The sequence below is a fragment of the Klebsiella sp. 10-1 genome (assembly GCF_009758445.1).
Classification (GTDB): Bacteria; Pseudomonadota; Gammaproteobacteria; order Enterobacterales; family Enterobacteriaceae; genus Klebsiella; species Klebsiella scottii.
This window is the reverse complement of sequence record NZ_WQRE01000007.1, coordinates 323,683-350,126: the sequence shown is the minus strand read 5'-3', so window position 1 is coordinate 350,126 and position 26,444 is coordinate 323,683. Positions and strand designations below refer to the sequence as shown.

At 58.6% G+C, this 26,444-nt stretch carries 28 protein-coding genes; 6 read left to right on the top strand and 22 right to left on the bottom strand.

Features of this window, described 5'->3' with window-relative positions:
* Nucleotides 1–581: 581 nt before the first annotated feature.
* Nucleotides 582–899, top strand: coding sequence for a hypothetical protein (locus GO007_RS23330; protein ID WP_095104091.1), 318 nt, complete (start codon nt 582–584; stop codon nt 897–899).
* Between the two features lie 54 nt (nt 900–953).
* Here the strand turns inward: GO007_RS23330 and GO007_RS23325 are convergent, their stop codons facing one another.
* Genes GO007_RS23325 through GO007_RS23315 form a run of 3 tightly spaced genes read right to left on the bottom strand, consistent with a single transcriptional unit; the run spans nt 954 to nt 5,886 of the window.
* The gene (locus tag GO007_RS23325) at nt 954–2,078 is read right to left on the bottom strand and encodes an ABC transporter permease (protein ID WP_095104089.1); all 1,125 of its coding nucleotides are present in this window, start codon (nt 2,076–2,078) and stop codon (nt 954–956) included.
* Nucleotides 2,078–4,822: a ribosome-associated ATPase/putative transporter RbbA gene (rbbA, locus tag GO007_RS23320; protein WP_095104087.1), complete on the bottom strand. Its 2,745-nt coding sequence runs from the start codon at nt 4,820–4,822 to the stop codon at nt 2,078–2,080. The genes GO007_RS23325 and rbbA overlap by 1 nt, the downstream gene beginning before the upstream one ends.
* Nucleotides 4,819–5,886, bottom strand: a complete 1,068-nt coding sequence (locus GO007_RS23315) for an HlyD family secretion protein (protein WP_095104085.1) — start codon at nt 5,884–5,886, stop codon at nt 4,819–4,821. The genes rbbA and GO007_RS23315 overlap by 4 nt, the downstream gene beginning before the upstream one ends.
* Nucleotides 5,887–6,302: 416 nt before the next feature.
* Here GO007_RS23315 and GO007_RS23310 point away from each other — a divergent pair, with 416 nt between their 5' ends.
* Nucleotides 6,303–7,703 (top strand): GGDEF domain-containing protein, encoded by a 1,401-nt coding sequence (locus GO007_RS23310; protein ID WP_095104083.1) that lies wholly within the window; start codon nt 6,303–6,305, stop codon nt 7,701–7,703.
* Between the two features lie 53 nt (nt 7,704–7,756).
* On the opposite strand, the gene trpS is transcribed toward GO007_RS23310, so the two are convergent.
* The 18 genes from trpS to GO007_RS23220 form a co-directional block, all read right to left on the bottom strand.
* Nucleotides 7,757–8,764, bottom strand: a complete 1,008-nt coding sequence (gene trpS / locus GO007_RS23305; RefSeq protein WP_095104081.1) for a tryptophan--tRNA ligase — start codon at nt 8,762–8,764, stop codon at nt 7,757–7,759.
* Between the two features lie 220 nt (nt 8,765–8,984).
* A complete protein-coding gene (locus GO007_RS23300; protein WP_041143869.1) occupies nt 8,985–9,314 on the bottom strand; it encodes a DMT family transporter in 330 nt (109 codons plus the stop codon).
* A 16-nt stretch (nt 9,315–9,330) separates the two neighbouring features.
* Entirely contained in the window at nt 9,331–9,741 is a 411-nt protein-coding gene (locus GO007_RS23295) for a DMT family transporter (protein ID WP_095104079.1), read from the bottom strand.
* A gap of 14 nt (nt 9,742–9,755) precedes the next feature.
* Complete coding sequence (locus GO007_RS23290; RefSeq protein WP_095104077.1) at nt 9,756–10,442, bottom strand: hypothetical protein; 687 nt, start codon at nt 10,440–10,442, stop codon at nt 9,756–9,758.
* 12 nt (nt 10,443–10,454) lie between these two features.
* The gene (locus GO007_RS23285) at nt 10,455–11,081 is read right to left on the bottom strand and encodes a phosphate propanoyltransferase (RefSeq protein ID WP_095104075.1); all 627 of its coding nucleotides are present in this window, start codon (nt 11,079–11,081) and stop codon (nt 10,455–10,457) included.
* Nucleotides 11,078–11,500, bottom strand: coding sequence for a BMC domain-containing protein (locus tag GO007_RS23280; protein WP_095104073.1), 423 nt, complete (start codon nt 11,498–11,500; stop codon nt 11,078–11,080). The genes GO007_RS23285 and GO007_RS23280 overlap by 4 nt, the downstream gene beginning before the upstream one ends.
* A 12-nt stretch (nt 11,501–11,512) precedes the next feature.
* Nucleotides 11,513–12,460 (bottom strand): choline TMA-lyase-activating enzyme, encoded by a 948-nt coding sequence (cutD, locus tag GO007_RS23275; RefSeq protein WP_095104123.1) that lies wholly within the window; start codon nt 12,458–12,460, stop codon nt 11,513–11,515.
* Between the two features lie 145 nt (nt 12,461–12,605).
* Entirely contained in the window at nt 12,606–15,992 is a 3,387-nt protein-coding gene (cutC, locus tag GO007_RS23270) for a choline trimethylamine-lyase (protein WP_095104071.1), read from the bottom strand.
* 25 nt (nt 15,993–16,017) lie between these two features.
* The gene (locus tag GO007_RS23265) at nt 16,018–17,172 is read right to left on the bottom strand and encodes a 1-propanol dehydrogenase PduQ (protein WP_095104069.1); all 1,155 of its coding nucleotides are present in this window, start codon (nt 17,170–17,172) and stop codon (nt 16,018–16,020) included.
* Nucleotides 17,173–17,187: 15 nt separating this feature from the next.
* The gene (locus tag GO007_RS23260; protein ID WP_095104067.1) at nt 17,188–17,445 is read right to left on the bottom strand and encodes a EutN/CcmL family microcompartment protein; all 258 of its coding nucleotides are present in this window, start codon (nt 17,443–17,445) and stop codon (nt 17,188–17,190) included.
* A 26-nt stretch (nt 17,446–17,471) separates the two neighbouring features.
* A complete protein-coding gene (locus GO007_RS23255; protein ID WP_095104065.1) occupies nt 17,472–19,073 on the bottom strand; it encodes an acetaldehyde dehydrogenase (acetylating) in 1,602 nt (533 codons plus the stop codon).
* Nucleotides 19,074–19,126: 53 nt separating this feature from the next.
* Nucleotides 19,127–19,405, bottom strand: coding sequence for a BMC domain-containing protein (locus tag GO007_RS23250; protein WP_015585230.1), 279 nt, complete (start codon nt 19,403–19,405; stop codon nt 19,127–19,129).
* A 14-nt stretch (nt 19,406–19,419) separates the two neighbouring features.
* On the bottom strand, nt 19,420–19,704 hold the full coding sequence (locus GO007_RS23245; RefSeq protein ID WP_041143877.1) for a BMC domain-containing protein: 285 nt from the start codon (nt 19,702–19,704) through the stop codon (nt 19,420–19,422).
* Between the two features lie 16 nt (nt 19,705–19,720).
* Nucleotides 19,721–19,999 (bottom strand): BMC domain-containing protein, encoded by a 279-nt coding sequence (locus GO007_RS23240; protein WP_010634659.1) that lies wholly within the window; start codon nt 19,997–19,999, stop codon nt 19,721–19,723.
* 425 nt (nt 20,000–20,424) lie between these two features.
* Entirely contained in the window at nt 20,425–20,943 is a 519-nt protein-coding gene (locus tag GO007_RS23235; protein ID WP_095104063.1) for a FidL-like protein, read from the bottom strand.
* The gene (locus GO007_RS23230; RefSeq protein ID WP_095104061.1) at nt 20,943–21,740 is read right to left on the bottom strand and encodes a winged helix-turn-helix domain-containing protein; all 798 of its coding nucleotides are present in this window, start codon (nt 21,738–21,740) and stop codon (nt 20,943–20,945) included. Before GO007_RS23230 ends, GO007_RS23235 begins: the two co-directional genes overlap by 1 nt.
* A 44-nt stretch (nt 21,741–21,784) precedes the next feature.
* The gene (locus GO007_RS23225) at nt 21,785–22,363 is read right to left on the bottom strand and encodes a TetR/AcrR family transcriptional regulator (protein ID WP_095104059.1); all 579 of its coding nucleotides are present in this window, start codon (nt 22,361–22,363) and stop codon (nt 21,785–21,787) included.
* A gap of 146 nt (nt 22,364–22,509) precedes the next feature.
* The gene (locus GO007_RS23220) at nt 22,510–23,292 is read right to left on the bottom strand and encodes an NAD(P)H-dependent oxidoreductase (protein WP_095104057.1); all 783 of its coding nucleotides are present in this window, start codon (nt 23,290–23,292) and stop codon (nt 22,510–22,512) included.
* 87 nt (nt 23,293–23,379) lie between these two features.
* Between GO007_RS23220 and GO007_RS23215 the strand changes: the two genes are divergently transcribed.
* Both GO007_RS23215 and GO007_RS23210 read left to right on the top strand, forming a co-directional pair.
* The gene (locus tag GO007_RS23215) at nt 23,380–24,288 is read left to right on the top strand and encodes a LysR family transcriptional regulator (protein WP_095104055.1); all 909 of its coding nucleotides are present in this window, start codon (nt 23,380–23,382) and stop codon (nt 24,286–24,288) included.
* Nucleotides 24,282–24,725: a FosA family fosfomycin resistance glutathione transferase gene (locus GO007_RS23210; protein ID WP_095104053.1), complete on the top strand. Its 444-nt coding sequence runs from the start codon at nt 24,282–24,284 to the stop codon at nt 24,723–24,725. Before GO007_RS23215 ends, GO007_RS23210 begins: the two co-directional genes overlap by 7 nt.
* 118 nt (nt 24,726–24,843) lie before the next feature.
* Here the strand turns inward: GO007_RS23210 and GO007_RS29260 are convergent, their stop codons facing one another.
* The gene (locus tag GO007_RS29260) at nt 24,844–25,314 is read right to left on the bottom strand and encodes a hypothetical protein (protein ID WP_223261815.1); all 471 of its coding nucleotides are present in this window, start codon (nt 25,312–25,314) and stop codon (nt 24,844–24,846) included.
* An 80-nt stretch (nt 25,315–25,394) separates the two neighbouring features.
* Between GO007_RS29260 and GO007_RS29255 the strand changes: the two genes are divergently transcribed.
* Nucleotides 25,395–25,703: an OmpA family protein gene (locus GO007_RS29255; protein ID WP_286141861.1), complete on the top strand. Its 309-nt coding sequence runs from the start codon at nt 25,395–25,397 to the stop codon at nt 25,701–25,703.
* 51 nt (nt 25,704–25,754) lie between these two features.
* Nucleotides 25,755–26,393 carry a hypothetical protein gene (locus GO007_RS23200; RefSeq protein ID WP_095104051.1) on the top strand — a complete coding sequence of 213 codons (639 nt, stop codon included), beginning with the start codon at nt 25,755–25,757 and terminating at the stop codon, nt 26,391–26,393.
* The last annotated feature ends 51 nt before the right edge of the window (nt 26,394–26,444 follow it).

The following is a 26,444-nucleotide window of genomic DNA, read 5'->3' as shown; positions in this document are numbered from 1 at the left end:
GGTCAGCGCACTCCTGAGGAGGACAAATTCGTCGGGAACGAATTTGCACAACACGCCGTGCAGCCCGGAGGGTGGCGGGCAGGAGTCCCGGCATACAACGGCCAGGCATCAGACAGACGAAGAAACCTCATGCGCAGGCATGGGGTTTTTTGTTATCTGCGGTTCAGGAAAAGCAGCGGGACGCCGCCCGGCGCGGGCGCTGCCCGCCGCGATCGTCTGATAAGAAAAAACCCTGCCAGCCCCTGATGTTATATTTAAAATAAAAATCAGCTATGTTCTAAATATAAAATCACGGTCTTTAATTAATTATCTGAATATCTTTAACTCATCGTTGAATTACATTTAATTAATACTATCAATTATTTACAAAATATCATCCCACCGTTTAAGCAGTGAAATCGTAATAACTGGACTTTCCGAATAAAATGATTTACTGTCATTAACAGTTTGTTAACTTGATCGGATTCGGGTTAACTGAATTGTGATATAAAATATCAAGCGTACTGCCGGTATTAATGCCTGTTTCGGTAACGTCCGGGGCTAAATAACCTCTGTTACCGGATGGCAATATGAGAATATAAATGAAAATCCTGCTTAGCTGGCCCCCTTTGCGTCGGCTCACCCGCTACATACAAGAACGTCTCACCTTTTTGGTTCTGCTCTGCTGGCCGGCGATTATCTGGCTGGCGTGTCGGGTCTGCGTCTGGCTGGCTGATAGCGCGTATACGCTGATAGGGAAGCCGTTAAGCGAGTCGTTTACCGTCTATCTGCAGCCGCTGATGACCTTTGGCACGCTGGTCCGTATCTCCGTGAGCTGGGTCGTGCTGCTGTTCATTCTGTTTAGCATGGCGATGGGCTTTACCTGGCTGCTGCGTCGCGTGATAAACCGCAAAAACTGATCCCGTCCTTATTGCCGTTGGCCGCCGCCGAGGTGACGGCCAGAGCGATCTCACTCACGCCATCGCGCCGATCGTCTTACGAAAACGCAGCAGGGCGATGGTAAAGAACGCTGCGCCAATGGCCATCAGGGTTAAAAACTGCGGCCAGACGATGGCAAAGCCGGCACCGCGATACAGAATCGCCTGCGCGAGGCTGACGAAGTGGGTGGTCGGCATGGTTAACATAATATCCTGTACCGCCTGCGGCATACTTTCCCGCGGGGTTGAACCGCCTGAAAGCATCTGCAGCGGCAGCAGCACCAGGATCATCAGCAGCCCCAGCTGCGGCATCGAACGCGCCACCGTCCCCATAAAGATACCGATTGAGGTGGTTGCGAACAGGCTCAGGGCCACGCCCAGCATAAACAGCGGGATCGAGCCTTCAATCGGCACCTGCAGCACCCCCTGCACCATGAGCAGCAGCGAAAGCCCGGAAACGACCAGCACCACCAGCCCCATCGACCAGATTTTTGCCAGCATAATTTCAAACGGCGTCACCGGCATAACCAGCAGATGTTCGACCGTGCCGTGCTCCCGCTCGCGGATCAGCGCCGAACCGGTCAGCACGATCGCCAGCATGGTGATGTTATTGATGATGGCCATGACCGCCCCAAAGCGCTCCTGCTCAAGATTGGGATTAAAGCGCATCCGCACCGCCAGCTCTACCGGCAGGGTAGCGTTATCCCGGTAGCGGGCAACGAAGCTGTTCACCTCCCCGCTAATAATATTCTGGATATAGCCGTTGCCGGTAAACGCCTGGCTCATACGCGTGGCGTCGACGTTAACCTGAATTTCCGGCTGCCGCCCGGCGAGCACATCGCGCTGAAAGTTGGGGGGAATATTAATGGCGAAGGTATAGTTCCCGGCATCCAGCCCGGCATCCATCTCATCTTCGTTAATCAGCTCCGGCGGTAAAAACCACGGCCGATAAAAGCCGTTGATAATACGCGAAGAGAGCTGCGATTTATCCATATCGGCAATCGCGATAGGCGCCAAATGCAGCGACCCCGGCATCACGGTCGCTGAGGAATAAACCGATACGGTAAAGGCGAACAGGATTAAGGTCAGCATCGCCTTATCGCCGAGCAGGCTGCGCAGCTCTTTGACGCCGAGATTATAAATATTGCGTAATCCGCGCATCATCCCTCCTGTTTTTTCAGCAGCCACACGCTGAGGCCGAGCACCAGCGGGACGGCAATCAGCAGCGGTATAAAGGACGCCCACAGGTCCGTCAGGCTCAGGGCTTTTGAGAATGTGCCGCGGGCGATGGTGAGAAAATGGCTGGTCGGGTAGATCTGACCAATCCAGCGGCCGGGCCCCTCCAGCGAAGCGACCGGGTCAATCATGCCGGAAAACTGCGTGGCCGGTATCAGCGTAATAATGGCGGTGCCGAAGATGGCCGCAATCTGGCTTTTCATAAAGGTGGAGATCAGCAGCCCCAGCCCGGTGGCGATGGTGACATAGAGCAGCGCCGCCGCGGTCAGGGTCAAAAAGCTGCCCTTATGCGCTACGCCAAACACCGCTACCGACAGCGCGCACAGCAGGAAGAAGTTAAACATTCCCAGCACGATATACGGCAGCTGCTTGCCCAGCAGAAACTCGCTGCGGGTAGTCGGCGTGACGTACAGGTTGATGATTGAGCCAAGCTCTTTTTCACGCACCACGCTCAGCGCGCTGAGCATCGCCGGGATCATCATCAGCAGCAGCGGGATCACCGCCGGAACGATGGCCGGCAGGCTTTTCACGTCCGGGTTATAGCGATAGCGCGTCTCGATGGATATCAGCGACGTATCGTGGACGGGAGACGCCTGCCGTCCGGCCATCTCCTGTAGCCAGGCCAGATGCATGGCCTGTACGTAGCCGCGCACCGTCTCGGCCCGATTAGGCATAGCGCCGTCCACCCAGACGCCAATTTTCACCGGCGTCCCGCGGGCAATATCGCGGCCAAAATCAGGCGGAATTTCAATGGCCACGGCCAGCTCGCCGCTGCGCATCCGCCTGTCCAGTTCGTCATAGCTCTGCAGCGGCGGCTGCTCGATAAAGTAGCGCGATCCGGCAATATTCTGCGACCAGCCCTGGCTGCTGATGGTCTGGTCACGATCGAGTACCGCGAAGCGCAGATCTTCCACGTCCATGCTGATGCCATATCCCATGATGAACATCAGAATAACGGTACCCAGCAGGGCCAGGGTCGATCGTACCGGATCGCGCCGCAGCTCCAGCGCTTCGCGCCGGCTGTAGCTAAAGAGCCGGCGCAGGCTGAACGCCTGCTGCTGCGCCGCCGCCGTCCCGGGCGAAGCGCTAACCGGAGGAGCGGGCGCTATTTCAGCGGCGGGCTGCCGGGCATCCTGCAGCCAGCCGATAAACGCCTCTTCAAGCGTTGCCGCACCGCGCTGGGCCACCAGCGCCTGCGGGGTATCGCTGGCCAGCACCTTCCCGGCGTGCATCAGCGAAATACGATCGCAGCGCTCGGCTTCGTTCATAAAGTGGGTCGAGATAAAAATGGTCACCCGATCCTGACGGGCGAGATCGACCATCAGCTGCCAGAACATATCTCTGGCGACCGGATCGACGCCGGAAGTCGGCTCATCGAGGATCAGCATTTCCGGGCGATGGATCACCGCCACGGCGAGAGAGAGCCGCTGGCGAATGCCTAACGGCAGAGAGGCGGGAAGGGTATCTTCGACCTCCGTTAACATAAATCGTTGGCTCATTTCCGCGACCCGACCGGGGATCTCGGCATCCGGGATGTGGAATAAGCGGGCGTGCAGCTCAAGGTTCTGCCTGACGGTCAGCTCGCTGTAGAGGGAGAAAGCCTGCGACATATAGCCGACGCGGCGGCGGGTTTCGATATCCTTCGGATCGACCGGTTGACCGAATAGCCAGGCCTCGCCTTCGCTGGCGGGCAGCAGGCCGGTAAGCATTTTCATGGTGGTTGATTTACCGCAGCCGTTTGAGCCGAGGAAACCAAAAATCTCGCCGCGGGCGATGCGGAAGTTCACGCTATCCACCGCCACGAAGTTGCCAAAGCGCATGGTCAGGCCACGGGCTTCAATCGCAATTTCATTGTCCAGCGCGTTGCGCGGCGCGATGATCACCTCTTTGTGCGCCTCGCGCTGGGCTTCCGGCAGCAGGGCGATAAACGCCTGTTCGAGCGTCTGGCTGTGGGTTTGCGCTTTTAGCTCTTCGGCGCTGCCGGTAGCCAGCACCTCCCCGGCGTTCATCGCCACCAGCCAGTCGAAGCGCTCCGCTTCTTCCATATAGGCCGTCGCCACCAGCACGCTCATCTCCGGCTGGCGCTGGCGAATGCTGTCAATCAGCTCCCAGAACTGGGCGCGAGACAGCGGGTCAACGCCGGTGGTGGGTTCATCAAGGATCAGCAGCTGCGGATCGTGGATCAGGGCGCAGCACAGGCCGAGCTTCTGCTTCATCCCGCCGGATAGCTTCCCGGCAGGACGGTCGCGGAAAGGGGCCAGTCCGGTGCTGTGCAGGAGCTCATCGATGCGGTTCTCGCGCTCGGCCCTGTCGTGACCAAACAGCCGGGCAAAGAAATCGACGTTTTCATACACCGACAGGGTGTGATAGAGGTTTTTACCCAGCCCCTGCGGCATCCAGGCGATTTTGGGGCAGACATCCCGGCGATGGCGGGCGTCGCGCATATCGCCGCCGAGAACCATCACGTTGCCCTGCTCAATGACCCGCGCCCCGGAAATCAGCGACAGCAGGCTTGATTTGCCGACGCCGTCTGGGCCAATCAGGCCCACCATCCGGCGAGCGGGAATGCTCAGCGTAATATCCCGCAGCGCGACGGTGGCGCCAAAGCGCTGACCGACGCGTTCCAGCAGGGCGACCGGTGGGTAAGTATCCTGCTGAGAGCCTCTCATTGCGGCAACCTCACCGCGAGCGTATCGGGCCAGGCCTGCTGGCTATCCAGGCGGACATACGCCATGCCGGGCAGGCCGGTTTTGACATACTCAAGGTGCTGCTCCAGCAGTTCCGGCGGAATGCGCGCCTTCACGCGGAACATCAGCTTCAGGCGCTCATCGCTGGTTTCTACCGTTTTCGGCGTAAACTGCGCGACGCTGGCGACAAAGCTGATATGGGCGGGAACGACCAGGTTTGGCGCCGCGTCCAGCACGATGCGCGCTTCGCCGCCCAGCGCCAGCAGGCCCGCCTGCTCGGTTGGCAGGAAGAAGGTCATGTAGACATCGGAGAGGTCGACCATATTCAGCACCCGCCCGCCGGCGGCCAGGACTTCGCCCGGCTCGGCGACGCGATACTGAATTCGGCCGTCGCGCGGCGCTTTGAGCGCGCTATCGTCAATATCGGCGAGGATGCGTCGTTCCGTCGCCTGCGCGGCATCAACGCGGGTTTGCGCCTGAATAATGCTGGTCCGGGCGGCTTCAATTGCGGCCCTCGCCGCAGAAACCTGGGCTCTGGCGGATTCGAGCGCTGCCCGGGCGCTTTCCGCTGCCGCCTGGTCATCGTCGAGCTGCTGGGCTGAAACCGCGCCGCGCTGCGACAGCGCGCTGGAGCGCACGTGCCGTTTAGCGGTGGAGTTGAGCTCCGCCTGCCGCTGCTTTACCACCGCTTCGGTGGCGCGCATTTCGCTTTGCCGCTGATCCAGCAGCGCTTTGGCGGCGGCGACCGCGCTTTCAGCCTCTTTGATCTGGGCGGCGGCTTCGAGGCGCTGTTCGTTAAGCACCCGAATATCCATCCGCGCCAGCACCTCGCCCTTGCGAACGAACTGCCCCTCTTTGACCAGAATGGCGTCGATGCGTCCGGCGGTTTTGGTGGCGATATCCACCTCGGTGGCTTCTATCCTGCCGTTGCTGCTGGCAAATCCCTCCGCAAGTCCCGGCGGACGCAGCGCCCACCATATCAGGGCGGCGATGACCGCCAGCAGGCCGACAAGGCACCAGGCCCAGTGCTGTTTGATTTTGTCCATACGCTACTCGCTCTGTTCCATATTGCTGAGTGATGCGCGTTTCTTTCCTCCGCCATACGGAGCGTTATCTCTTTGAAAGATTGAGGAGTGGAGGGGCAAGGCCGACCGGCGCGCGGATCCAGCTGCGCTGCTAACCGGTGAGAAAGATGTGCTACGAATGTGGTCATCATCAGCAATCCAGGCCTTAAATGAAACACGCATAAATATAGCTACTGTCTATTGGATACTAGCATTTGTATTGAGTATGTCCATACGCTAAATATGGGTTATGGATACCGCGTCGCGAACCGCCCGTCGACGGCCGCACGGAAAGGCGTAAAGTATGATTGATGCATTTTCAATCTGGTTGGTCATAGCTAACTGTTGTATGATTTGCGGCCCTGAAAAGAGACAAACGTCAGCGAGCGCTTTATTCAATGAGTGATGAAAGCAAAAAATATATCGCGATTATTTTTAAGGAATGGCTGCCGCTGCACGACGGCCTGACGCCGGAAGTGAAGGCGGTGCTTAATAATATTGCCACCGAGCAGGCTGAAGCGCTGGCGGCCCGTTTTTATGACTTTATTTTTCAGGACCCGGATATTGCCAGGCACCTCACCTACGATTTGGTTCAGGAACGTCTGAGCCGCTCGCTGGCCGGCTGGGTCAAAGATATTTTGACCTGCGAGAAGGACGGCCTGCAGGCGCTGGCGGAAAGGCAATATCATATTGGCAGCATTCACTCGCGTATCGGCATCCCTGCCGAGGCCGTGCTGCGCGGAGCCAGGCAGCTCAAGGCCGGGGTGATTGAATATATTCGCGACAGTACCATCGACCGCCAAACCGGCGTTGCCGCGATCTACTATGCGATTATGGCGTTTAATATGGCGATCGAGATGATGTGCCATGCCTACACCCTGTCGCACTATCGGGCGACCAAAAACGAAGAAGCCTATCGCCTCTACAGCCTGATGGATAACGTGCCGATGGAGTACGGCAAGCAGCAGGCTGCGCTCTCCGGCTGGGAAAATACCGTTATTTTTAATATCGTTAGCGAAAATAAAAACGATATTAACGCCACGTTATTATCTGAATCCGAATTTGGCCTGTGGTTCCGCCATAAATGCGTGCGCTATTTTAACAAGAACGCGCAGATGGAAGAGATTGGCGGATTAATCACCCAGGTCGATAGCTTAATTAGCGGCTGGAAATCATCCGACAGTCGCGCAGAATATAAAGATACGCAAAACCTGCTGCAGGGTATTCATATTCATTGCCAGCAGATCGGCAGCCAGCTGGGGGTGATTTTTAGCAGCCTGTCGCAAATGCAAAACGGCAAAGACGCGCTCACCAGCCTGCTCAACCGTCGCTACCTGCCGGTGGTCCTCAAGCACGAGGTCGCGCTCGCTATGGAGTATGAGCGGCCGATGACGGTCGCGATCGTCGACGTCGACCATTTTAAAGAGATTAACGATAGCTGGGGCCACCAGGTGGGCGACCGGGCGATTAAGCACGTTGCCGATCTGCTCAGCGACAATATCCGCTCCAGCGACTATATCTTCCGCTACGGCGGCGAAGAGTTTCTGCTGGTGCTGGTGGAAACCGGCGCCGTGGAGGCCCATGCGCTCCTTGAACGCCTGCGCAAAAATATCAGCCAGCTCGCCTTCAACGTTGGCGGCGAGACCGAAATCGCCATTACCGCCAGCATCGGCTACGCCGTCCACACCGGCCACCCTGATTACAACCTGCTGCTGCGCGACGCCGATAGCGCGCTCTATGCCGCCAAGCGCGACGGACGCAACTGCGTGAAGATGCACGAAGGTGGCAGCGGCGGCTAAGCCGTCTGCCGGCCAGGCTCCCGCAGGCGAAGCGCGATGGCGAGTCGCCTCGTTCAGAACAGGATCGGCAATCCCAGGCCCCGTTTTACCTCATGCAGCGTCCGCTGCGTGAGGCTGTTGGCCCGCTCGCTGCCCTGGCGTAGCAGCTCCAGCAGCATGCCTTTATCGGCAATAAACCGCGCCCGGCGCTCGCGTATCGGCGCCAGCAGCGTCTGCAAACACTCCTCCAGCGCGTTTTTACACTGCCGATCGCCCAGTCCGCCACGCTGATAATGCGCCTTCATTTCGCCGATGAGCGGCCTGTCGGGGTGGAAGGCATCGAGATAGGTGAAGACGACGTTACCTTCCACCTGGCCCGGGTCGGCAACGCGCAGGTGGCCTGGGTCGGTATACATGGCGCTGACCGCGCGATGGATCTCCTCTTCGCTGGCCGAAAGCGTCAGCGTATTGCCCAGCGATTTTGACATTTTTGCGCTGCCGTCGACGCCCGGCAGACGGCCGACCTCGCTGAGCAGCGCCTTACAGTGCTGCAGCACCGGCGTCGTCGTCAGGCTATTCATCTTATGTACGATTTCGTTGGTCTGTTCGATCATCGGCAGCTGATCGTCGCCGACCGGCACCAGCGCGGCCTTAAAGGCGGTGATATCGGCGGCCTGGCTGATGGGGTAGGCCAGAAAGCCCACCGGCAGCGAGCGGGCGAATCCTTTCTGCGCAATCTCATGCTTGACGGTGGGATTGCGCTCGACGCGGGCAACGGTGACGATATTCATGTACAGGGCGCTCAGTTCAGCCAGCGCGGGGAGGGCTGACTGCAGGCAGACGGTGGTTTTCTGCGGATCGATGCCGACGGCCAGATAGTCGGCCATCACTTCAAAGATATTGCTGCTTATCTTTTGCGGGTTGCTGCCGTTGTCCGTTAATCCCTGCAGGTCGGCGACCAGAATGAACTGCTGGTGGTCATGCTGCAGCTGGACGCGCTGGCGCAGCGAACCCACGTAATGGCCGAGGTGCAGCTGGCCGGTTGGGCGATCGCCGGTAAGAATGGTTTGGCCTGCGTTCATCAGAAACTCCTTACGATGCTGTTAAGCCGAAAGGCGTCGCTGAGAAATGACAAAGCCGCCTTCCGGCGGCTTTGAAAATGGAAACGTCAATCGTGCCGCCTGTTATGCAGGCAGCCACCAGCGGAGTGAGCGGGTAACGACAACGTTTCTGTTCATCGGTCTATCCTGCCACGAAACGGGCATGGGGTAAACCCACGCTCCGTTTACCCTGGCGGCGTACTTACATCGTCGAGAAGACGTTCATGATGATGCCGCCGGAGATAATCAACACCATAGCGAAGATGGCCGGCAGATCCGGTTTCTGCTTGTAGAGGATCATTGAGCAAATGGTGACGCCGACGATACCAAAGCCGCACCACAGCGAGTAGGCCACGCCCACCGGGATGGTGCTCATCGCGCGGGTGAGGGCGAAATAGCACAGCCCGTAGGCGCAGACTACCAGCACCGACGGCGCCAGCTTGCTAAAGCCGTTGGTCTTTTTGATCATCGAAGTGCCGGTGATTTCGGAGCCGATTGACAGCGCCAGCCATAAAAATCCGAGATTAAACATATGCTATTCCTTTCAGTCAGTTGGCGATCTTTTTGTCGAGAGGCGTAACCGGCTCGGCGGGCGCCGCGGCGCTCTCCTCGCTGCCCATTTTCGAGAACAGGTTCATGATGACGATGCCGCTGGCGATAATCGCCATGCCGATAATGGCCGCGGTATCCGGATGCTGGCCGTAAAACGCCATGCCCAGCGTGGAAACGACCAGGATGCCGGTGCCGGACCAGGTGGCATACGCCAGGCCGACGGGGATATCTTTCACCGCGCGGGAGAGCGAGTAGTAGCAGGTGCAGTAGAGAACAATCAGCAGCGCGAGCAGCATCATTTTGGTCGAGCCTTCGCTGCTGCCGAACATTTTAAGCGTCGAAGTGGCTGAGGTTTCGGAGAGGATAACCAGCAGCATCCATAGCCAACATTTTGTTTTGGAAGACATAATAAACTCCGGGTCTATTTATTAAGGTAAGGTTCTTTTTTTCTGTTTTTTAAAAAATCGATGGCGGCATCGGTCAGTTCGGCATCGGGCGCGGAGGCTAGCGCCGGATTATTCACCACGTCTGTGACAGTGAGATAACGCCGCGCCGCGCTCGCCGGCGTCGCCGCTGCGCTACCCGATGTCAGCCGCTCCAGCAGCTCGTTCATATCGCACAGCGTAACGCCGCACTCCGTCAGCCGGGCCAGCGTCGAGCGCATCTGCCCGGCGTAGGCCGAGTGGGCCGCCGCGCCGCACAGCTGATTGAGCTCGCTGCCGGGATCGCAGTGGTAGCGCAGCGCCAGCACCGGCAGGCCGCCAAGCAGCGCCTCGTGCAGGCGTCTGGCGAACGGGCTTCGCAGGTTGCCGTTCGCCAGGTCTGCCGCCAGCGGATAGTCGAGAAACGGCACTATCACCGCTCGCCAGGCCATTGCAGGCAGCGCTTCCTGCCAGGCTGACGCCGGGACGATTGTGCCGGTTTCCTGCCAGCATGCGGCGTCCGGGGTGCCTTCGTCCAGTACGATATGCAGCGGATGCCCGCAGCCCGCCAGACGGCGGCGGATCGCTTGCCGGTAGCCGTCGGCGGCGGCGACCATTACCAGAACCGGCGGCTGTAGCCGCTGGATAATCCGCGTCACCAGGCGTTCGATCTCTTCGTCGGTCATGGCCTGTCTCCGTTAAGCGGGCTGGGTGATGACGACCTGCGCGCCGTTTTTCAGCCCGGCGGCGTTGGCCTCTTCGGTATCGATATGGAACTCAAGCACAAAATCATCGCGCACCCGAATCACCACTTCATCAAACGTCAGCCGGCGCTCGCCGTTGCTGCGGACGCTGACCTTCTGCCCGTTGCTGACGTTCAGCCGGCGTGCGTCCTGCGGCGACATATGAATATGTCGCCAGGCGCAGATCACCTGCGAACGAAGCTCAACGTGGCCCGCCGGGCCGATCAGCAGCGCGCTGCCGGCGTTCTCCAGCTGGCCGGACTCGCGCACCGGCGCCCTGATACCGAGAGTGAAGCAGTCGGCGCGGGAAATTTCCAGCTGACTGCACGGGCGCGTGGGGCCGAGGACGCGAACGTGGGTCAGCGAACCCTTCGGCCCGACCACGGTGACGCACTCTTCGGCGGCGAACTGCCCCGTCTGACGCAGCGGCTTCAGCGGGGTTAGCGCGTAGCCCTTGCCGAACAGCGCCTCGACATCCTGCTGCGCCAGGTGAACGTGGCGGTTAGAGATGCCCACCGGGATCTCCGGGGCGATGCGGGTCAGGCGGGCGGCAATTTTTTCATGTAACAGAGCGTCGATCATGCCTTCTTCCCTTTCCTCTGCGCGGCGTTTTTATCTTCCGTCTGGCCCGGTGCGGGCTGCGCCGGGTACTGAGCGGTCGGCTCCGCCGCGTCTTTTTCTTCTTCCACAGGGAGCGGCGCGTCGATCTTAGCCGCAGGGCGCGACGGGCGGCCTTTTAATTTACCCAGCGCATCGACCACGCTGCGTTCCGGGCGGGCGATGACCAGCGAGCCGACGACCTGGCCCGCGGCGACGACTTCGACGCCGCGCTCAATCGCGGTGTGGATGGCGCTGATTTCGCCTTCAAAGCAGACGCTGACCAGCCCCGAGCCGATTTTACGGTAGCCTATGCAGCTCACGCCTGCGGCTTTACAGGCGGCGTCGACGGCCTGAATGGCGGCGACCAGCCCTCGCGTTTCAATTACGCCTAAACTTTTCATTGTCAGCTCCTGTTAATGGCGGACTAAACGAATATCAAAATCAAACTGCACGAAGAACGTTTCCAGCCGGTCTAATTCTTCGGGCGAATAAGACGGGTCCTGGGTAATCGGGTACGGCATATCCAGGCGTTCATATTTTTTACGTCCCAGCTGGTGGTACGGCAGCATATCGATGCGGCGGATATGTCCGCGTTTGGCTAGCTTCTGTACATAATCAATTGCGCCGGTAATTGCCTCCCAGGAGTCGTTATATCCGCGCACCAGCGGCATTCTGACAATCACGTTGGCGCCGGAATCCACCAGCCACTCCAGATTGCGGCGGATACCTTCGTTGCCAATGCCGAATAACGCTTTATGGTGCGCGCTATTGATTTGTTTAATATCGAATAAGAAGGTGTCGGTGACCGGCGCGAGCTTCTGGTAATTAGCCAGCGGGGTGGTGCCCTGAGTTTCGATAGCGGTATTGAGCATCATCTTTTTGCATTCGCTAAATAAGGCGACGGCAAAATCGGTTTGCAGGCTCATTTCGCCGCCGCCGATGGTCACGCCGCCGCCGGAGGCGATATAAAAATCGTAATCCTGCATGATTATCTCCATCAGCTCGCTGACGGTGACATCCTTGCCCATAATATCCAGCGCGTTCCGGGTGCAAATCTCTTCGCATTTACGGCAGCCGATGCAGTCTTTATTGCGGTCGACGAAGTGCTTCATTTCGCCGTTTTCCTCCGCCCGGTAATGAATACCCGCCGGGCAGACGCTGACGCAGTCGCCGCAGTTAACGCACTTATCCTGCGAGAACATCACCTGAAACTGGCTGGTAAGCCCTTCCGGGTTAGCGCACCACGGGCAGCGGATATTGCAGCCTTTGAAAAAAACCAGCGTGCGAATACCATCCCCGTCGTAGATCGAGTACTTCTGAATATTGAAAATGCGCCCGGTTAATTCTTGTGTTGCGATCACGCTTGCCTCCTCCCCGTCGTCTTTCGGGCTGTAGATGCGTTGGCTGCGCCTGTTCACCCCAGTCACATAGCTATCTATGCTCCTGGGATGTACGGGCTTACCGCCTTTCTACAACTCGAAATCCATAGGGGAAAATGTCTTTAAATTAGAACTTCTCAATGACCGTGCGGCTGATAATTTCATCCTGAACTTCCTTGCACAGTTCGACGAAGTAGGCGCTGTAGCCCGCTACCCGGACGATCAGGTCGCGGTATTTTTCCGGCTCCTGCTGGGCTTTTTTCAGCACTTCGTTATCGACGTAGCTGAACTGCATCTGGCCGTTGCCGAGAATCGAGGCGGTACGCAGCAGCGTGATCAGGCCGTGGCGTCCTTCGGGAGTATCCAGCAAGCCTTTGAGGAACTTGAAGTTATGCACCATGCCGATGTTCATGGTCTCCACGTTCATCTTGCTGACCGACTTGATTATCGCCGTCGGGCCTTGCTTATCGGCGCCCTGCGTCGGGCTGATACCGTCCGAGAGCGGCATCCACGCCAGGCGACCGTTCGGCGTCGCGTTGGTCAGCTCGCCGATCGGCGTGTTGTTGGAGATCGACAGGGTGCCGTGGCTGAGGGTGGAGTAGAGCATCTGGTACTTACGGCACTCGCGCTCCGTCCACTCGGTAATATCCAGCGCGTACTGGTCAACGTAGTTATCGTCGTTGCCGTATTTCGGCGCATTCAGGCAGTCGCGGCGCAGCCCTTCGAAGCCTTCAAAGTTCGCCAGCATCGCGTCGCGGATCTGCTCAAGGGTATATTTTTTATCTTCATACACCAGCTTACGGATCGCGGCGAGGGAGTCGACGTAGGTCGCCAGGCCCGAGAAGATCAGCCCCGGCCCGTGGTTGACCATCGCGCCGCCGGCCGCCACGTCTTTACCGCTCTCCATGCAGCCTTCCACCAGCAGCGACATCAGCGGTTTCGGCGCCACGTCGCGGTGCACGCGCTGGCTGATCACCGTCCCGATTGCCGACAGGCGCACGATATGGGCAATCTGCTTTTTCACCGCCGCGTCGAACGCTTCGAAGGTGTGCAGGTCGCGCAGATCGCCGGTATCCAGCCCCTGATAGCTATCGAACAGCACCATCCGGCCGCGGTTCAGCACGAACTCGATGGCGATGGGCCACTGGGTGTAGCCGGTGGAGGTCCACTGGTAGATGCGGCCGGATTTCTGCGGCTCCACGCAGCCCATCAGGCAGTAGTCGCGGGCGTCTTCGAAATCGAAGCCTTTACGCAGCATCATCTTGATATGGGAGTCATCGAAGTGGCAGGCCGGGAAGCCCATGCCCGCTTTCACCACGTCGACGATTTTTTCCATGTACTTCTGCGGCGACTGGTTGTGAATGCGGCAGGCCAGCGACGGCTGGTAAACCTTCACAAAGCGCACGGCGTCCATAATCAGATAAGTGAGATCGTTGCAGGCATCGCCGCCGGAGCGCTTCTGGCCGCCGACGGTCAGGTTGATAAACGGCTGATAGCCGGCGAAGTATTTCGCCCCCAGCTCGCTGGACATCCACATCAGCTCGGCGCACTTGATGATAAAGGCCTGCATCATCTCCAGCGCGGACTCGTGGGTCAGGCGGCCTTCGCGAATATCGGCCTCAAACATCGGGTAGCAGTACTGGTCAACGCGGCCGAGGGAGAGGCCGGTCTGGTTCTCTTCGACTTCGAACAGCGACTCCACGGTCCAGATGCTCTGCAGCGCTTCCTGTAGGGTTTTCGGCGGGTTGGCCGGCACGTTCTGGTTAACCTCGGCGATGGTCAGCAGCTCGGCGCGACGCTGGGCGTTCTGCTCCGTGGCCGCCAGTTCGCGGGCATGCGCGGCGATGCGGTGGGAGTAGTTAATGACGCCTTCGCAGGTTTCGATCGCCGCTTTGTAGTAATAAATACGGTCGATATCTTCCGGGTTTTCCATGCTCAGCCGATCGAGGCGGGCCTGCGCATCGGCCTTAATGCCGTTCATCCCTTTGGTGAACAGCAGGACGTCGTAGCCCGGGCAGGTATCGCCGCCGCCGTTGATCTGGTGATAGGAGAGGTCGCTGACGAAGGTCTCGCCGCTGAACGCCCAGACGCCGGCTTCGCGATACTGCGCTTCGCAAATCTCATCCAGCGAACGGCCTTCCCAGAACGGCACGATCTCTTCGCGAATGGTTTTTTTATCTTCTTCGCTGATCTCAAACGGATCCTGCGGGCGGGTGCTCATGGTGTCGAGCTCGTCGCGCACCCAGCGCCAGGCGATATCCGGCGAGAAGGCGCCCGCGCGCGGTTTGCCGCACGGATGGCCGACGATCAGTTCGTCATCCTGAATCAGGATCGGCGCGGTTTCGCAGGCGTGACGGAACGCTTTGGCGCGCAGCAGAATGGTTGGCATGCCCGGGTTGGCTTTGACCACCTCGGTAAAGGCCAGCGCGCGGTAGATAGAGACGCTCGGACGCACGGTCAGATAGTGATTACGCAGGCGCTGCATGCGCGGGGTTAGTCCTTCCATCACCGGCGTATCGCCGCAGGCGGCAAACGGCGCGGTAGAGACTTGTTGCGCGCCGCGGAACAGGCGCACCGGTAGATTCCGCGCGCTGAGGTTGCGCTGCGCGCTGAGGAACATGTCGGAGAGCGCATTGATGCTGGCGTTTTCGAGGCTCGCGCCGTGCAGCAGCGCGTCAAACATCGGGTAGCCGTCGATGGCGCAGGCGGCGCGGACTTCACTCAGCTCCGCCAGCTTGAACCACAGGCATTCGACGATTTCATAGGCCTGCTGCGGCGTCAGGGCGCCGCTGTCGATATCGCGCTGATACCAAGGCAGCAGGGCCTTATCGGCGCCTTCCGGGTTCACCGCATAGCTGCCGTTATCGAGCTGCAGCGCGAGCTGGAACAGATAAAAGGCCTGGCAGGCTTCTTTAAAACTACGCGCCGGGTGGGCAGGAACGTGGTGCAGGATGGCGGCGCTGTCGCGCAGCTCGCTCTGGCGATAAGCGTTGCTTTCGCCGGCGGCTAAGGTTTCCGCGCTGTTAGCCAGGTTTTGTGCCAGGGTCAGCAGCCCGTCGCAGGCGTAAATCGCCGCGCGGCAGCCGTTGACTTCATCCATGCCGCTGCGGCTGACGGCGCTGCCCAGGCTGCGGGTTTTCTCTTCGAGCTGGTGCCTGATCGCCAGCACGCCTTTCTCGATGACCAGCTTATAGTCCGGAGAGTCGAGGTCGCTGTTCAGATTGAGAAACTGGAACGCCGACGGGCGATGGGTCGCGCTTTCATCGTGAAAAATTGCCCCGTGCGGTTTGCGGGTCTGGTTGCCGACGATCAGCTCGTCGGCGCTGATGCATACCGGCAGCTGGCGCATCAGTTCATAGAAGCGGCGCGCCGGTTTAACGGCGGCGGGGACGCCCGCGATATCGCCATCAAGGGCGTTCAGCGTCGTGGCATGTTCGGTGCACAGGGTGCTTTTTTGTGAGAGTAAACGTTCTGCCAACACGTTGACGCGCGGCGTTAAGCTGTAGTGTGCCATGGGTAAGGTTCTCCAGTTCTTGTTATCAGTGGCCCTGAACGGCGCCGCCGGTCCACGCCCGGCGATAGAGTTCGGTTAAAGCGTGAGCGTCCGGCGTGCGCGGGTTGGTGGGGGTACAGCTATCGCGCAGCGCCTGACCGACCATTTCCGCCAGCCGCCGATCAAAATCAGCGGTATCGACGCCGGTATCGCGGATGCCGGCCGGCATGGTCATTTCGTCTTTTAATGCCTGAATGGCGATCAGCAGGCTGGCGACGCCCTGGCGGGGGCCGGCGGCCGGCAGATCCAGCAGATGAGCCAGACGAGCGTATTTGCGCGCGGCATCGGTATCACACTGCCCCTGATAATCCGCGTTCCACGCCACGACCTCCGCCATCAGCAGCGCGTTGGCGCGGCCGTGCGGGACGCGGAAGACGCCGCCAAGCGCGTGGGCGAGGCTGTGGGTGATGCCGAGCGAGGCGTTGGTAAAGGCCATTCCCGCCATGCAGGAGGCGTTGTGCATCTTTTCCCGCGCCAGCAGGTTGTCGCCGCTGCGCCAGCAGGTCGGCAGGTAGCGAAACACCTGCTGCACCACTTTTTCCGCCAGCGCATCGGAAAAGTCGCTGGCATCAAGAGAGACGTAGGCTTCCAGCGCGTGGCACAGAACGTCCATCCCGGTATCGGCGGTGATCGCTGGCGGCACCGAGGCCACCAGCGCCGGGTCGAGAATGGCGATATCCGGCAGCAGGGACGGGTCCACCAGCACCAGTTTTTCGGCGTGGGCTTTCACCACCGAAAAGGCGGTCACTTCAGAGCCGGTGCCGCTGGTGGTGGGGATCGCCACGAAGCAGGGGCGCTCGCGGCGGGCGTCCGGGCGGGTTTGCGCCAGGGCGAAAATAACCGCTTTGGCTGCATCAATCACCGAACCGCCGCCCAGGGCGATAACCAGATCCGGGTAGCTGTCGTCCATCAGCTTCATACCGCGCACGATAGTGGCGATATCCGGGTCGGCCACCACGTCGTCCCAGACCTGGAAGGTGATGCCGCGCTGGTGCAGGATCCGGGTCACGCGTTCGGCGAGACCAAATTTCACCATCGCCTTATCGGTGACCAGCAGGACGCTGCGGGCGGGAAGCTCGGTCAGGACCGCAAGCGCGTCCTGACCAAAGCGGATCCGAGGTTTCAGCAAAAATTCACTCATTGGACTATTCACTCCTTAAGCGTCCCGAAACACGTTCTCGACAATGGCAACCACCGACATGGCCTTGTAGCGGTCCCGGTTGAGCGCGAAATACTCTTCGGCCAGCACGATGTCGTGCATGCCTGCACCGACGCTATCGACGGCGACCCAGGTCTGGTCCTTCATTGGCCGCTGCTCATCGTCTAATTTGGTGATTAACAGCAGGTTGCTGCCGCGTAGCTCAGCGCATTTCTGCGTGGCGACGACATGTCCGACTACCTTTGCGAGAATCATCGTTTTTATCGCCTTATCTCAATGCATTACTTACCGAGGCGCTCCAGCACCTGGCGAATAATGCGCTCCACGTTTTGCTCGTTGATGTCGCCTTCCGCCTCGACGGCCGCGCGGACCGCAAAACGATCGTCCGCCGTCGCGCTGTGGGTCACAGCAGCAGCGGCAGGCGCGGTGAAGCGCTGGTCGTCAAAAATGCTGCGGTGCGGGTTATCGACCGGGGCGACGATGGTGGGCTGCGGTTCAGGGCGGCTGCCCGGAGCGCGCAGTTCATCAATGGAGCGCACGCCGTAGCCCACTCTGCGGATGTTGAGCAGGTTCATTGGCCCGACGTTATCGGAGCTGGAACCGCCGCCGACGGCGCCGCAGCCAAGGGTTAATGCCGGAGTGATATTGGTGGTCGCCCCGATGCCGCCCAGCGCCGCCGGAGTGTTGATCAGAATGCGGTTAACCGGTTTTTCGAGGCAGAACTGGCGAATGACGTCCTGGTTACGGGTGTGGATCACCAGGGTGTGGCCGAGGCCTTCATTGGTCAGCAGCTCCATCACCCGGTTGCAGGCCGCCTTCCAGTCCTCTTCCACGTACAGGCCGAGTACCGGACACAGCTTTTCGCGAGAATAGGGGTTTTTGTGCGAGACGGTGGTTTGCTCGGCGATCAGCACCCGGGTGCTGGCCGGGACGCTGAAGCCGGCCATCTGGCTCAGATACAGCGCGGTTTTGCCAACCACTTTCGGGTTGATGGTGCCGTTGGCGCGCAGCAGCAGGGCCGCCATTTTCGCCGCTTCGCCCTCGTTCATAAAGTACGCGCCCTGGGCTTCCAGCTCGCGATGGACTTCGTCGTAAATGCAGCGTTCGACGATGATCGACTGCTCGGAGGCGCAGATCACCCCGTTATCGAAGGTTTTGCTGGTGATGATATCTTTCACCGCGTGGTGGATATCGGCGCTGCGTTCGATAAACGCCGGGCCGTTACCCGGGCCGCCGCTGATGGTCGGGGTGCCGGAGGCATACGCCGCGCGCACCATCCCTTCGCCGCCGGTGGCGAGGATCAGCGAGACCTCTTTGCTGTGCATCAGTTCGGAGGTGGCTTCAAGGGTCAGCTGGGTGATAGCGCTGACGCTGCCTGCCGGGGCGCCTGCGGCTTCGGCGGCGCGCTTAACGATCTCTATCGCTTTCCAGCTGCACTCGCGTGCGCCGGGATGCGGCGAAAAGATAATCGCGTTGCCGGCCTTGAGGGCAATCAGCGTTTTATAGATAACGGTCGAGGTTGGGTTGGTGGACGGCACCAGCGCGCAAATCACCCCCAGCGGCACGCCCACGTCCATCACTTTTTTTAGCGGATCGTCATGAATGATGCCGACGGTCTTCATATCTTTGATGGCGTCGTAGACGCGCAGCGAGGCAAAACGGTTCTTCAGCACCTTATCCTGCCAGTTGCCAAATCCGGTCTCTTCCGAGGCCATTTTCGCCAGCGCTTCGGCGTGGTGCGCCGCTTCCTGGGCCACGTTTTTCACGATGGCGTCGATTTGCTGCTGCGAAAAGGTGGCCAGAATCGCCTGGGCCTTTTTGGCGCTGCGCACCAGTTCCCGCGCGTTCTGGCGGGACTGCAAATCGTTATCCAGTTCAATCATGAGTCTATCCTTCATCAGACTAAAAGAGTGGAGACGGGGCGCACCCTGTCAGGTCATGCTTTGTGCTGCGACGCGATTTTCTCGATATCGTTATGCGGTCGCGCAATGACGCGAGAGGTGACGACTTCGCCGATGCGTTTCGCCGCTTCAACGCCGGAGTCCACCGCCGCGTTCACCGCGCCGACGTCGCCTTTCACCATCGCGGTGACCAGCCCGGAGCCGACGTTTTCATAGCCAATCAGCTCGACGTTGGCGGCTTTACACATCGCATCGGCGGCTTCAATACAGGCCACCAGACCTTTGGTTTCGATCAGACCAAGCGCTTCTTTCATCATGTTGTCTCCCGTTATTCCGCGACTTTGTAATGTGCGACGATTTTGTTGATGTCGTTATGCGGACGCGCGATAACCAGCGAGGTCACCACTTCCCCGATGCGCTGCGCCGATTCCACGCCGGAATCCACCGCCGCTTTTACTGCCCCGACGTCGCCTTTCACCATCGCGGTGACCAGCCCGGAGCCGACGTTTTCATAGCCAATCAGCTCGACGTTGGCGGCTTTACACATCGCGTCCGCCGCTTCAATGCAGGCCACCAGACCTTTGGTTTCGATCAGACCTAATGCATCACCCATTTGCGTTCTCCTGGCCTTAAGCCTTGTGTTTAATAACAATTTTGTTGATGTCGTTATGCGGACGAGCGATAACCAACGAGGTCACCACCTCGCCGATGCGCTGCGCCGATTCCACGCCGGAATCCACCGCCGCTTTCACTGCCCCGACGTCGCCCTTCACCATCACGGTGACCAGCCCGGAGCCGATGTTTTCATAGCTAATCAGCTCGACGTTGGCGGATTTGCACATCGCATCCGCTGCTTCAATGCAGGCCACCAGGCCTTTGGTTTCAATAAGCCCCAATGCATCACCCATGGTTTTTCCTCCAGACAGGTTTGTGATTCGGGAAAACCGTCCGCGTAACGGCGTCAACACGCGGTAGCGGCGTTCGAGGTTCACTATAGGGAATGGCGAGTTAAGTGAAATTTAAATCCGCGTGAGTTATGTTTTTAGTTTTTTGCTCTGTGATTTAGCGTTTTAAGGGCCTGTATTTATCTCTTTATGCTGATCCGGGCCGATGGAATTGGCTGTGGATGCGGCGAGTTTTACGCCACCCGGACGGGCGGCAGTGAATGTTAATGAGTTGCTAATTTATTGCTGGGGCAGGGTAATATATCCATCCATTAAGTGTGGTTATGGTCATGTTTTTAGTCGGGAGCTAAACGCAAAAAGTGCGCTTTTAGGGTATGAGGCGGAGCGGGAAAAACGCGGGGTAAGGCTGAAGCCGGTGGGGCCGGCCGTTAGTCAAGCTTGCTGCCGGACTTCAGGGTGCAAACGTAGAGCGGCGAATTGATCGAGCTGAGCAGAATCGCCTTCTCGTTGAGCTTCTGGGCGTTGAGAAACAGCCCGTCGTGGCTGTCGGACATCTCGCGCATAAAGTAGGCGAAGATGACGTCCGGGGATTCGTCGATCGATGAGGCGCTGGATTCCCACCGGCTGATGCGGTAGTGGCGCTCGGTTGAGGAGATGCGTTTACTGGTGTAGCTGAATTTGACGTAACGCTGCAGGTAGAGCCAGCCGGCCGCGGAGTCGGTATAGCCTTCGACGACCATCGAGCCTTTGCCGCGGGCGGCGAAATTGAAGTGAATATTGCCGTTGACGTTCTCTTTATCCATGTTTTCAAAGCGCATGATGGCTTTGGTCGAGCAGCTCATCGCCCCGTCGTTTTCAGCCGGCAGCAGCTTCCAGGCGCTGAGCCCGGCCGCGGTGATGAACGCCAGGACGGAGAGGGCGAAAAAAGGCCGGGGTGCGAGTCTCATTACGGTTTCCAGGAGTAGTAGAAATAGTTATCGCAATAGCTGAAAGGATTGTCTTCATGCATCGCGCAGTGGGCGAGGAAGACGCGGCCCAGGCCGTTAGTCTCCAGCCGATCGCCATAGAAGAAGACAAAACGTTCGCCGGGTTTGCACTCCAGCTTCAGCCGCTGGCGCACGGCGTCAAAGTTGTTGCCGTAGGCGGTTCCGGCCACGGAACGCAGCATCTCGTCGCTGGCCAGCAGTTCGCACTGGCTGTGGGTCATCTGCGTCAGGGTAATGGGGCGCGATTCGCCGCTGCCGAAAAAGCTGAAAAGCACCAGCAGCAGGGCGATGGTCAGCAGGCAGACGCCGGCGATATACCAGCAGGTGCCACGCGCGTGCCGGGTTGGCTTCGGACTCTGCGCCGCGGCCGGCGGCACGGCGTCCGGCTCCTCGGGCGGCAGCGACGGCGGCTCCGACGGCACGGGAGCGTCCAGCTGATGAACGGTGATTTCCGGGTTCAGCTGCAGCAGTCCGCGCGAGACGGTGACGATAATATTGTCTATCTCATAGTGGCGGAAGGTTTTGCGCAGCATGCTCAGATACTGATTCAGGTTGCTGTTCGAAGAGGTTAAGCCGTTGTCGTCCCAGACCTTTTTGAGCACCTCATCGCGGCTGACAATCTCCGGATGACGCAGAAAAAACCACAGCAGCGCGCTGGCGGTGATCGACAGCTGGCTGTCCGCCTCATCGCTTCCCGGTAGGATTAGTGTGCCGTCCGTTGCATCATAAATGAGACGGCCATTGATGTTGTAGCGCATCGCGGCCTCAATCTAATCGCCTGACTTATCAGGCTCAACGTGCTTCACGCGGGAAGCGTCATCCTCGTCAGATCGCTGACCAGCGACCGCCGGTGTTCGGCGCTCATGGTGCGCCCCTCGGTTAACTCTGATAGCCAGATGCCGTCCGCCGCGTAGCGTACCAGGGTGCCGGTGTGGCCGTTATCCAGCGCATCGCCCTGCGCGAGGTGATCCAGCATCCAGTCGCGCCAGCATTTTCGCAGCACCGGCTCATCCGGCATCGCCAGCGACAGCACCATCAGCTGCCGACTTTCATGGGTATCGGTCAGGTCGGATAAATAGTGCAGGTAGGCGCGGGTAAAGCGGCCATAAGAGACATTGTCGGCGGCCATCAGCGCCGAAATCGCGTCCTCCATAATCGCCAGCAGGCGGGCGAACAGGGCAAAAATCAGCGCCTGCTTGTTGGGGAAGTGGTGCAAAAGACCCCCTTTGCTCACCCCGGCTTCGCGCGCCACGGCATTCAGCGACAGCGAGGCGATACCGTCTCTGCCGGCGATCATCGCCGCGGATTCCAGCAGCTGCTGATGTAAACGGACGGGGTCTTTTTTTCGGTGTTGGGCTTCCATGTTCATGGCCTGAATCATACCGACCAGACGGTATGATTATTCTTGATCGCTATCAATGTGAGGGGGAGTGTGCGGCGGTGGAATGCCGTTATTGCGCGGAGGCTCACAATTCGTCATAGAAATGATGGCGATATACCCTTTGCCAGAGCTATCGCCACCGCAGATTATGCATCGTGCCGGTGTACCGCAAAGCCACTCTGTCCCGGTGCCAGATCCGGGCGCAGCGTCAGGGAGGGGATCAGATAGTCACCGTGATTTTGCCGGCGGAACGGGATTGGCGCGGTGCTTGCCAGCGTATCCAGCCGCTGCCCCAGCTCGCGGCAGTGCTGCGCAAAGCGCTGCTCGTCCGTTTTCTCCGTGCGGTAGAACACCAGCGGCGGCAGCACCGCAAAGCCGGGATAAAACAGCATTCCGTGCTGGATCGGAAACAGGATATCGTTAATCGGTCCGTTAATTCCGCGCGGGGCGTAGTGCTCCTCCCAGCCGCCGGTGGTGACAACCAGCATCGCCCGTTTGCCCGCCAGGGTGCCTTCGCCGTAGCGGTCGCCCCAGTGGCGGTCGCTGTGCTCGCCGACGCCGTAGGCAAAACCATAGGCGTAAACCCGGTCGATCCAGCCCTTCATAATGGCGGGCATGGAGAACCACCACAGCGGAAACTGGAAAATCACCGTATCCGCCCACAGCAGCTTCTCCTGTTCCGCAACGATATCCGCGCTTTGGGTGCCCTGTTCAAAAGCCTGCTTTGAATCGAGCGTCGAGCGCCAGAACTCGCCGACCGGCGGGGCGCTGCTGTCGTCGGCATCAAAGCCCGCTTTCCAGCGCATGGCGTAGAGATCGGAAACCTGCACCTCATGGCCGGCATCGTGCAGATGCTGGACGGCAAAATCTTTTAGCGTGCCGTTCAGGGAGCGAGGTTCCGGATGGGCGTAAATCAGCAGTACTTTCATGAGAATCACCTCTGAGTTATGGAGAGCTGCAGAGTAGGCGGCTGGCCGCTATAGTAGAAATTAATTACTTAAATCCCAGGTATAGCCGTGATTAATTTACATCGTCTGGATCTCAACCTGCTGCGCACCCTCGACGTGTTGCTGAGCGAGAATAACGTCACGCGAGCGGCGCAGCGGCTCAACCTGTCGCAGCCGTCGGTCAGCATCCAGCTGGCGCGCCTGCGGGAAATTTTTGCCGACCCGCTGCTGCTGCCAGGGCCGCGCGGGATGTTGCCCACCGCCCGCGCCGATGCGCTGCGCGGGCCGCTGCGTGATGCCCTGCTGGCGCTGGAGCTGGCGGTCGCACCCGCCGACAGCTTCGATCCGTTAACGGCGACGCAGACCTGGCGAATGGCGGCGACGGACTATATGGCCTCGGCTATTGTGCTGCCGGCGCTGAATATTCTGCGCCGGGCTTCACCGTCGAGCCGGATGGCGGTCTTCGATCTCCAGCCTTCTCGCCTGGTGCAGCAGGCGGAGAGGGACGAGGTCGATCTGTTCTTTCATACCCGCGACGGCGCTCCGCAGGAGCTGCATCAGCGGCTGCTGTTCAGCGAGCGCTACGTGTTGGCGGGCCGGGCGGGGCATCCGGCGCTGCAGGCGTCGTTGAGTCTGGCGCAGTTTTGCCAGCTGGATCAGGTTATTGTCTCCCCGGACGGCGGCGGTTTCAGCGCCGCGACCGATACCGCGCTGGCCAACCTTGGGCTCTCGCGGCGAGTTGTCCTCTCAGTGCCACATTTCCTGTTTATGCTGGAAACGCTGCGTAGCAGCGATTTGGTCGCCATGCTGCCGGAGAGGCTGCTGCGCGGGATGAGCGGACTGACGGTTATCGAGCCGCCGCTGGCGATTGCCGGGTTTGATATGCTGATGCTGTGGCACGAGCGCTGGCACCGCGACCCGGCGCACCGCTGGCTGCGCCAGCAAATTGTGAGTTCACTGGAGGAGAAGCCATGTTAAGCGGATTGAATCACCTGACCCTGGCGGTCAGCAGCCTGGCGCCGAGCGTGGCGTTTTATCAGCAGCTGCTGGGAATGACGCTGCACGCGCGCTGGGATAACGGCGCCTATCTCTCCTGCGGCGATCTGTGGCTGTGCCTGTCCCTCGATCCGCAGCGGCGCATTACCCCGCCGGAGGAGAGTGACTACACCCACTACGCTTTTAGCGTCGCCGAAGCCGATTTCGCCGGGCTCAGCGCGCGGCTGGAAACGGCCGGCGTGGCGGTGTGGAAGGTGAACCGCAGCGAAGGGGCGTCGTATTATTTCCTCGACCCGGACGGCCACAAGCTGGAGCTGCACGTCGGCAGCCTCGCCCGGCGCCTGGCGGCATGTCGCGAGCAGCCGTATAAGGGGATGGTGTTTTATGGTGAGGATCCGCAGGCGGTCGGGAACCCGTAGCCCCGGTAAGCGCTGTGCGAGCGGGGGAGTTCAAGCCGAATGGTGGCTGTTTCCCGAAGGCGCGCTGTGTCTTGTTCGAGCTACTGGCTGCAGGTGGGCAACAAAGAATATCTGTTGCTTACTGACAGCAATGGCGCCCTTCTTGCGCCGTAAAGCGTGATATTCTGCTCCAGGGCAGGCGCGCTTTACATCGGTTCGTCGTACGGAAGTTTTCCAGCACCGCCGAAGGATGTGAAGAGGTCCATTTAATGAATGAAATGTTGATCCACTCGGGCCTATCACCATTACGGATCGTTAAACGATGAGCGACCTGGTGAAAAATTTCTCTTTCGGTGCTCTGGCGATCTGTTGCGCCATCGTCAATGCGCAAGAAGTTCCAGCTTAGACTCCGCCAGTCATCCTCGATCTCAAGGGCTTCCCTTCCGATACCGGAGGCGCCGTACTGAATCTGTTGAACAAAGCGGCGGAACTGGCGCAGCGCTTTGCCTCCGACAGCGATGCGATCGCCAGACACGTCGAACATACTCTCAGTCAGATGGCTCAGTTGCTCGTTGACGATCCTGGTGGCGTGGTGACGATTGAAGGGCACGCCGATTCAATGGGCAGTAATAAAAGTACAACCTCGATCTTTTCCTGCATCGTGCCCGTTCAGCGGCGAAATGGCTAATAGTGCACGGAGTTGAACCATCGCGCCTGAGCGAGGAAGGCAAAGGTGAAGGCCAACCGATGTCCAGTAATGATACCGATGAGGGCAGGGCGAAAAACCGTTGCGTCGATTTTGTGTTGCCGAAAAAACGGCTAAGTAATATTACCCAATATGGTTTTTCTGTACTCTGCTATCAGCGTAGGACGAGCGGCGCGAGCATTCTTCTTGTATCTATCCATATTGCACACAATAATTCTAAAAATATAATCAGTAATAAAAATAAAACCTTTTTTGCATGTGTAAATTATGTGTGTGGTATATCTTGCATATAATGGCTACCCAGAAAAATGAAGTGTGTTTTCAATAGTAAATAGAGGGACGGTATGGAAACAATATTAAATTTCTTTTCTCAATTTTTTGGCGGAATGGTTGAACGGGGTGAAATAACTCCAATGCAGCAATTTTTTATGTATCTCTTTACGGTGTTGACGTTTATCGCAGTATGGAAAATAAAATCTATTGTTGAGTTCATTCGGGCAATCAAAGAGGCAGAATTAGAGAGCTACCAGCATCAGCTTAAGGAGTATGGCTTACCACCAGACTTACAAAAGATCCTCAAAAGAGAGATTGCCAGGCTAGTCTCGTACCGGCTCTGCGGGTTACGTGATACAACATTGCAAGTCCTGGTATTGAAAATTTGCGTTAAGAATGATGTCAGGCCAATATTTTTTAAAAAATTCAAAGGGATTTTGAAAGTTGCTGATGGGAAGGTTATTTTTGAAAAAGGTTTGGGGTTTTGGTTCCCCAAAATATTAACCATACTGTTGGTGTTTCTGTACCTGATGATTGGAGTATTATTTATAACGCTATCATTATACCAAGGGGAGGTCCTTGCAACATGGAGACATATATTTCTGTGGGGAATATCAATCATAATGTTTGTCATTGGACTGGCTTTTTATAATTCATTCCCTACCATTAGCGAATGTCGCACGATGCAGTCATTACTTGATGGTCAGTGATAGGTAACGACAAAGATTACAAATCGCAGTGAACTCGTAGTTCCGAGAAGC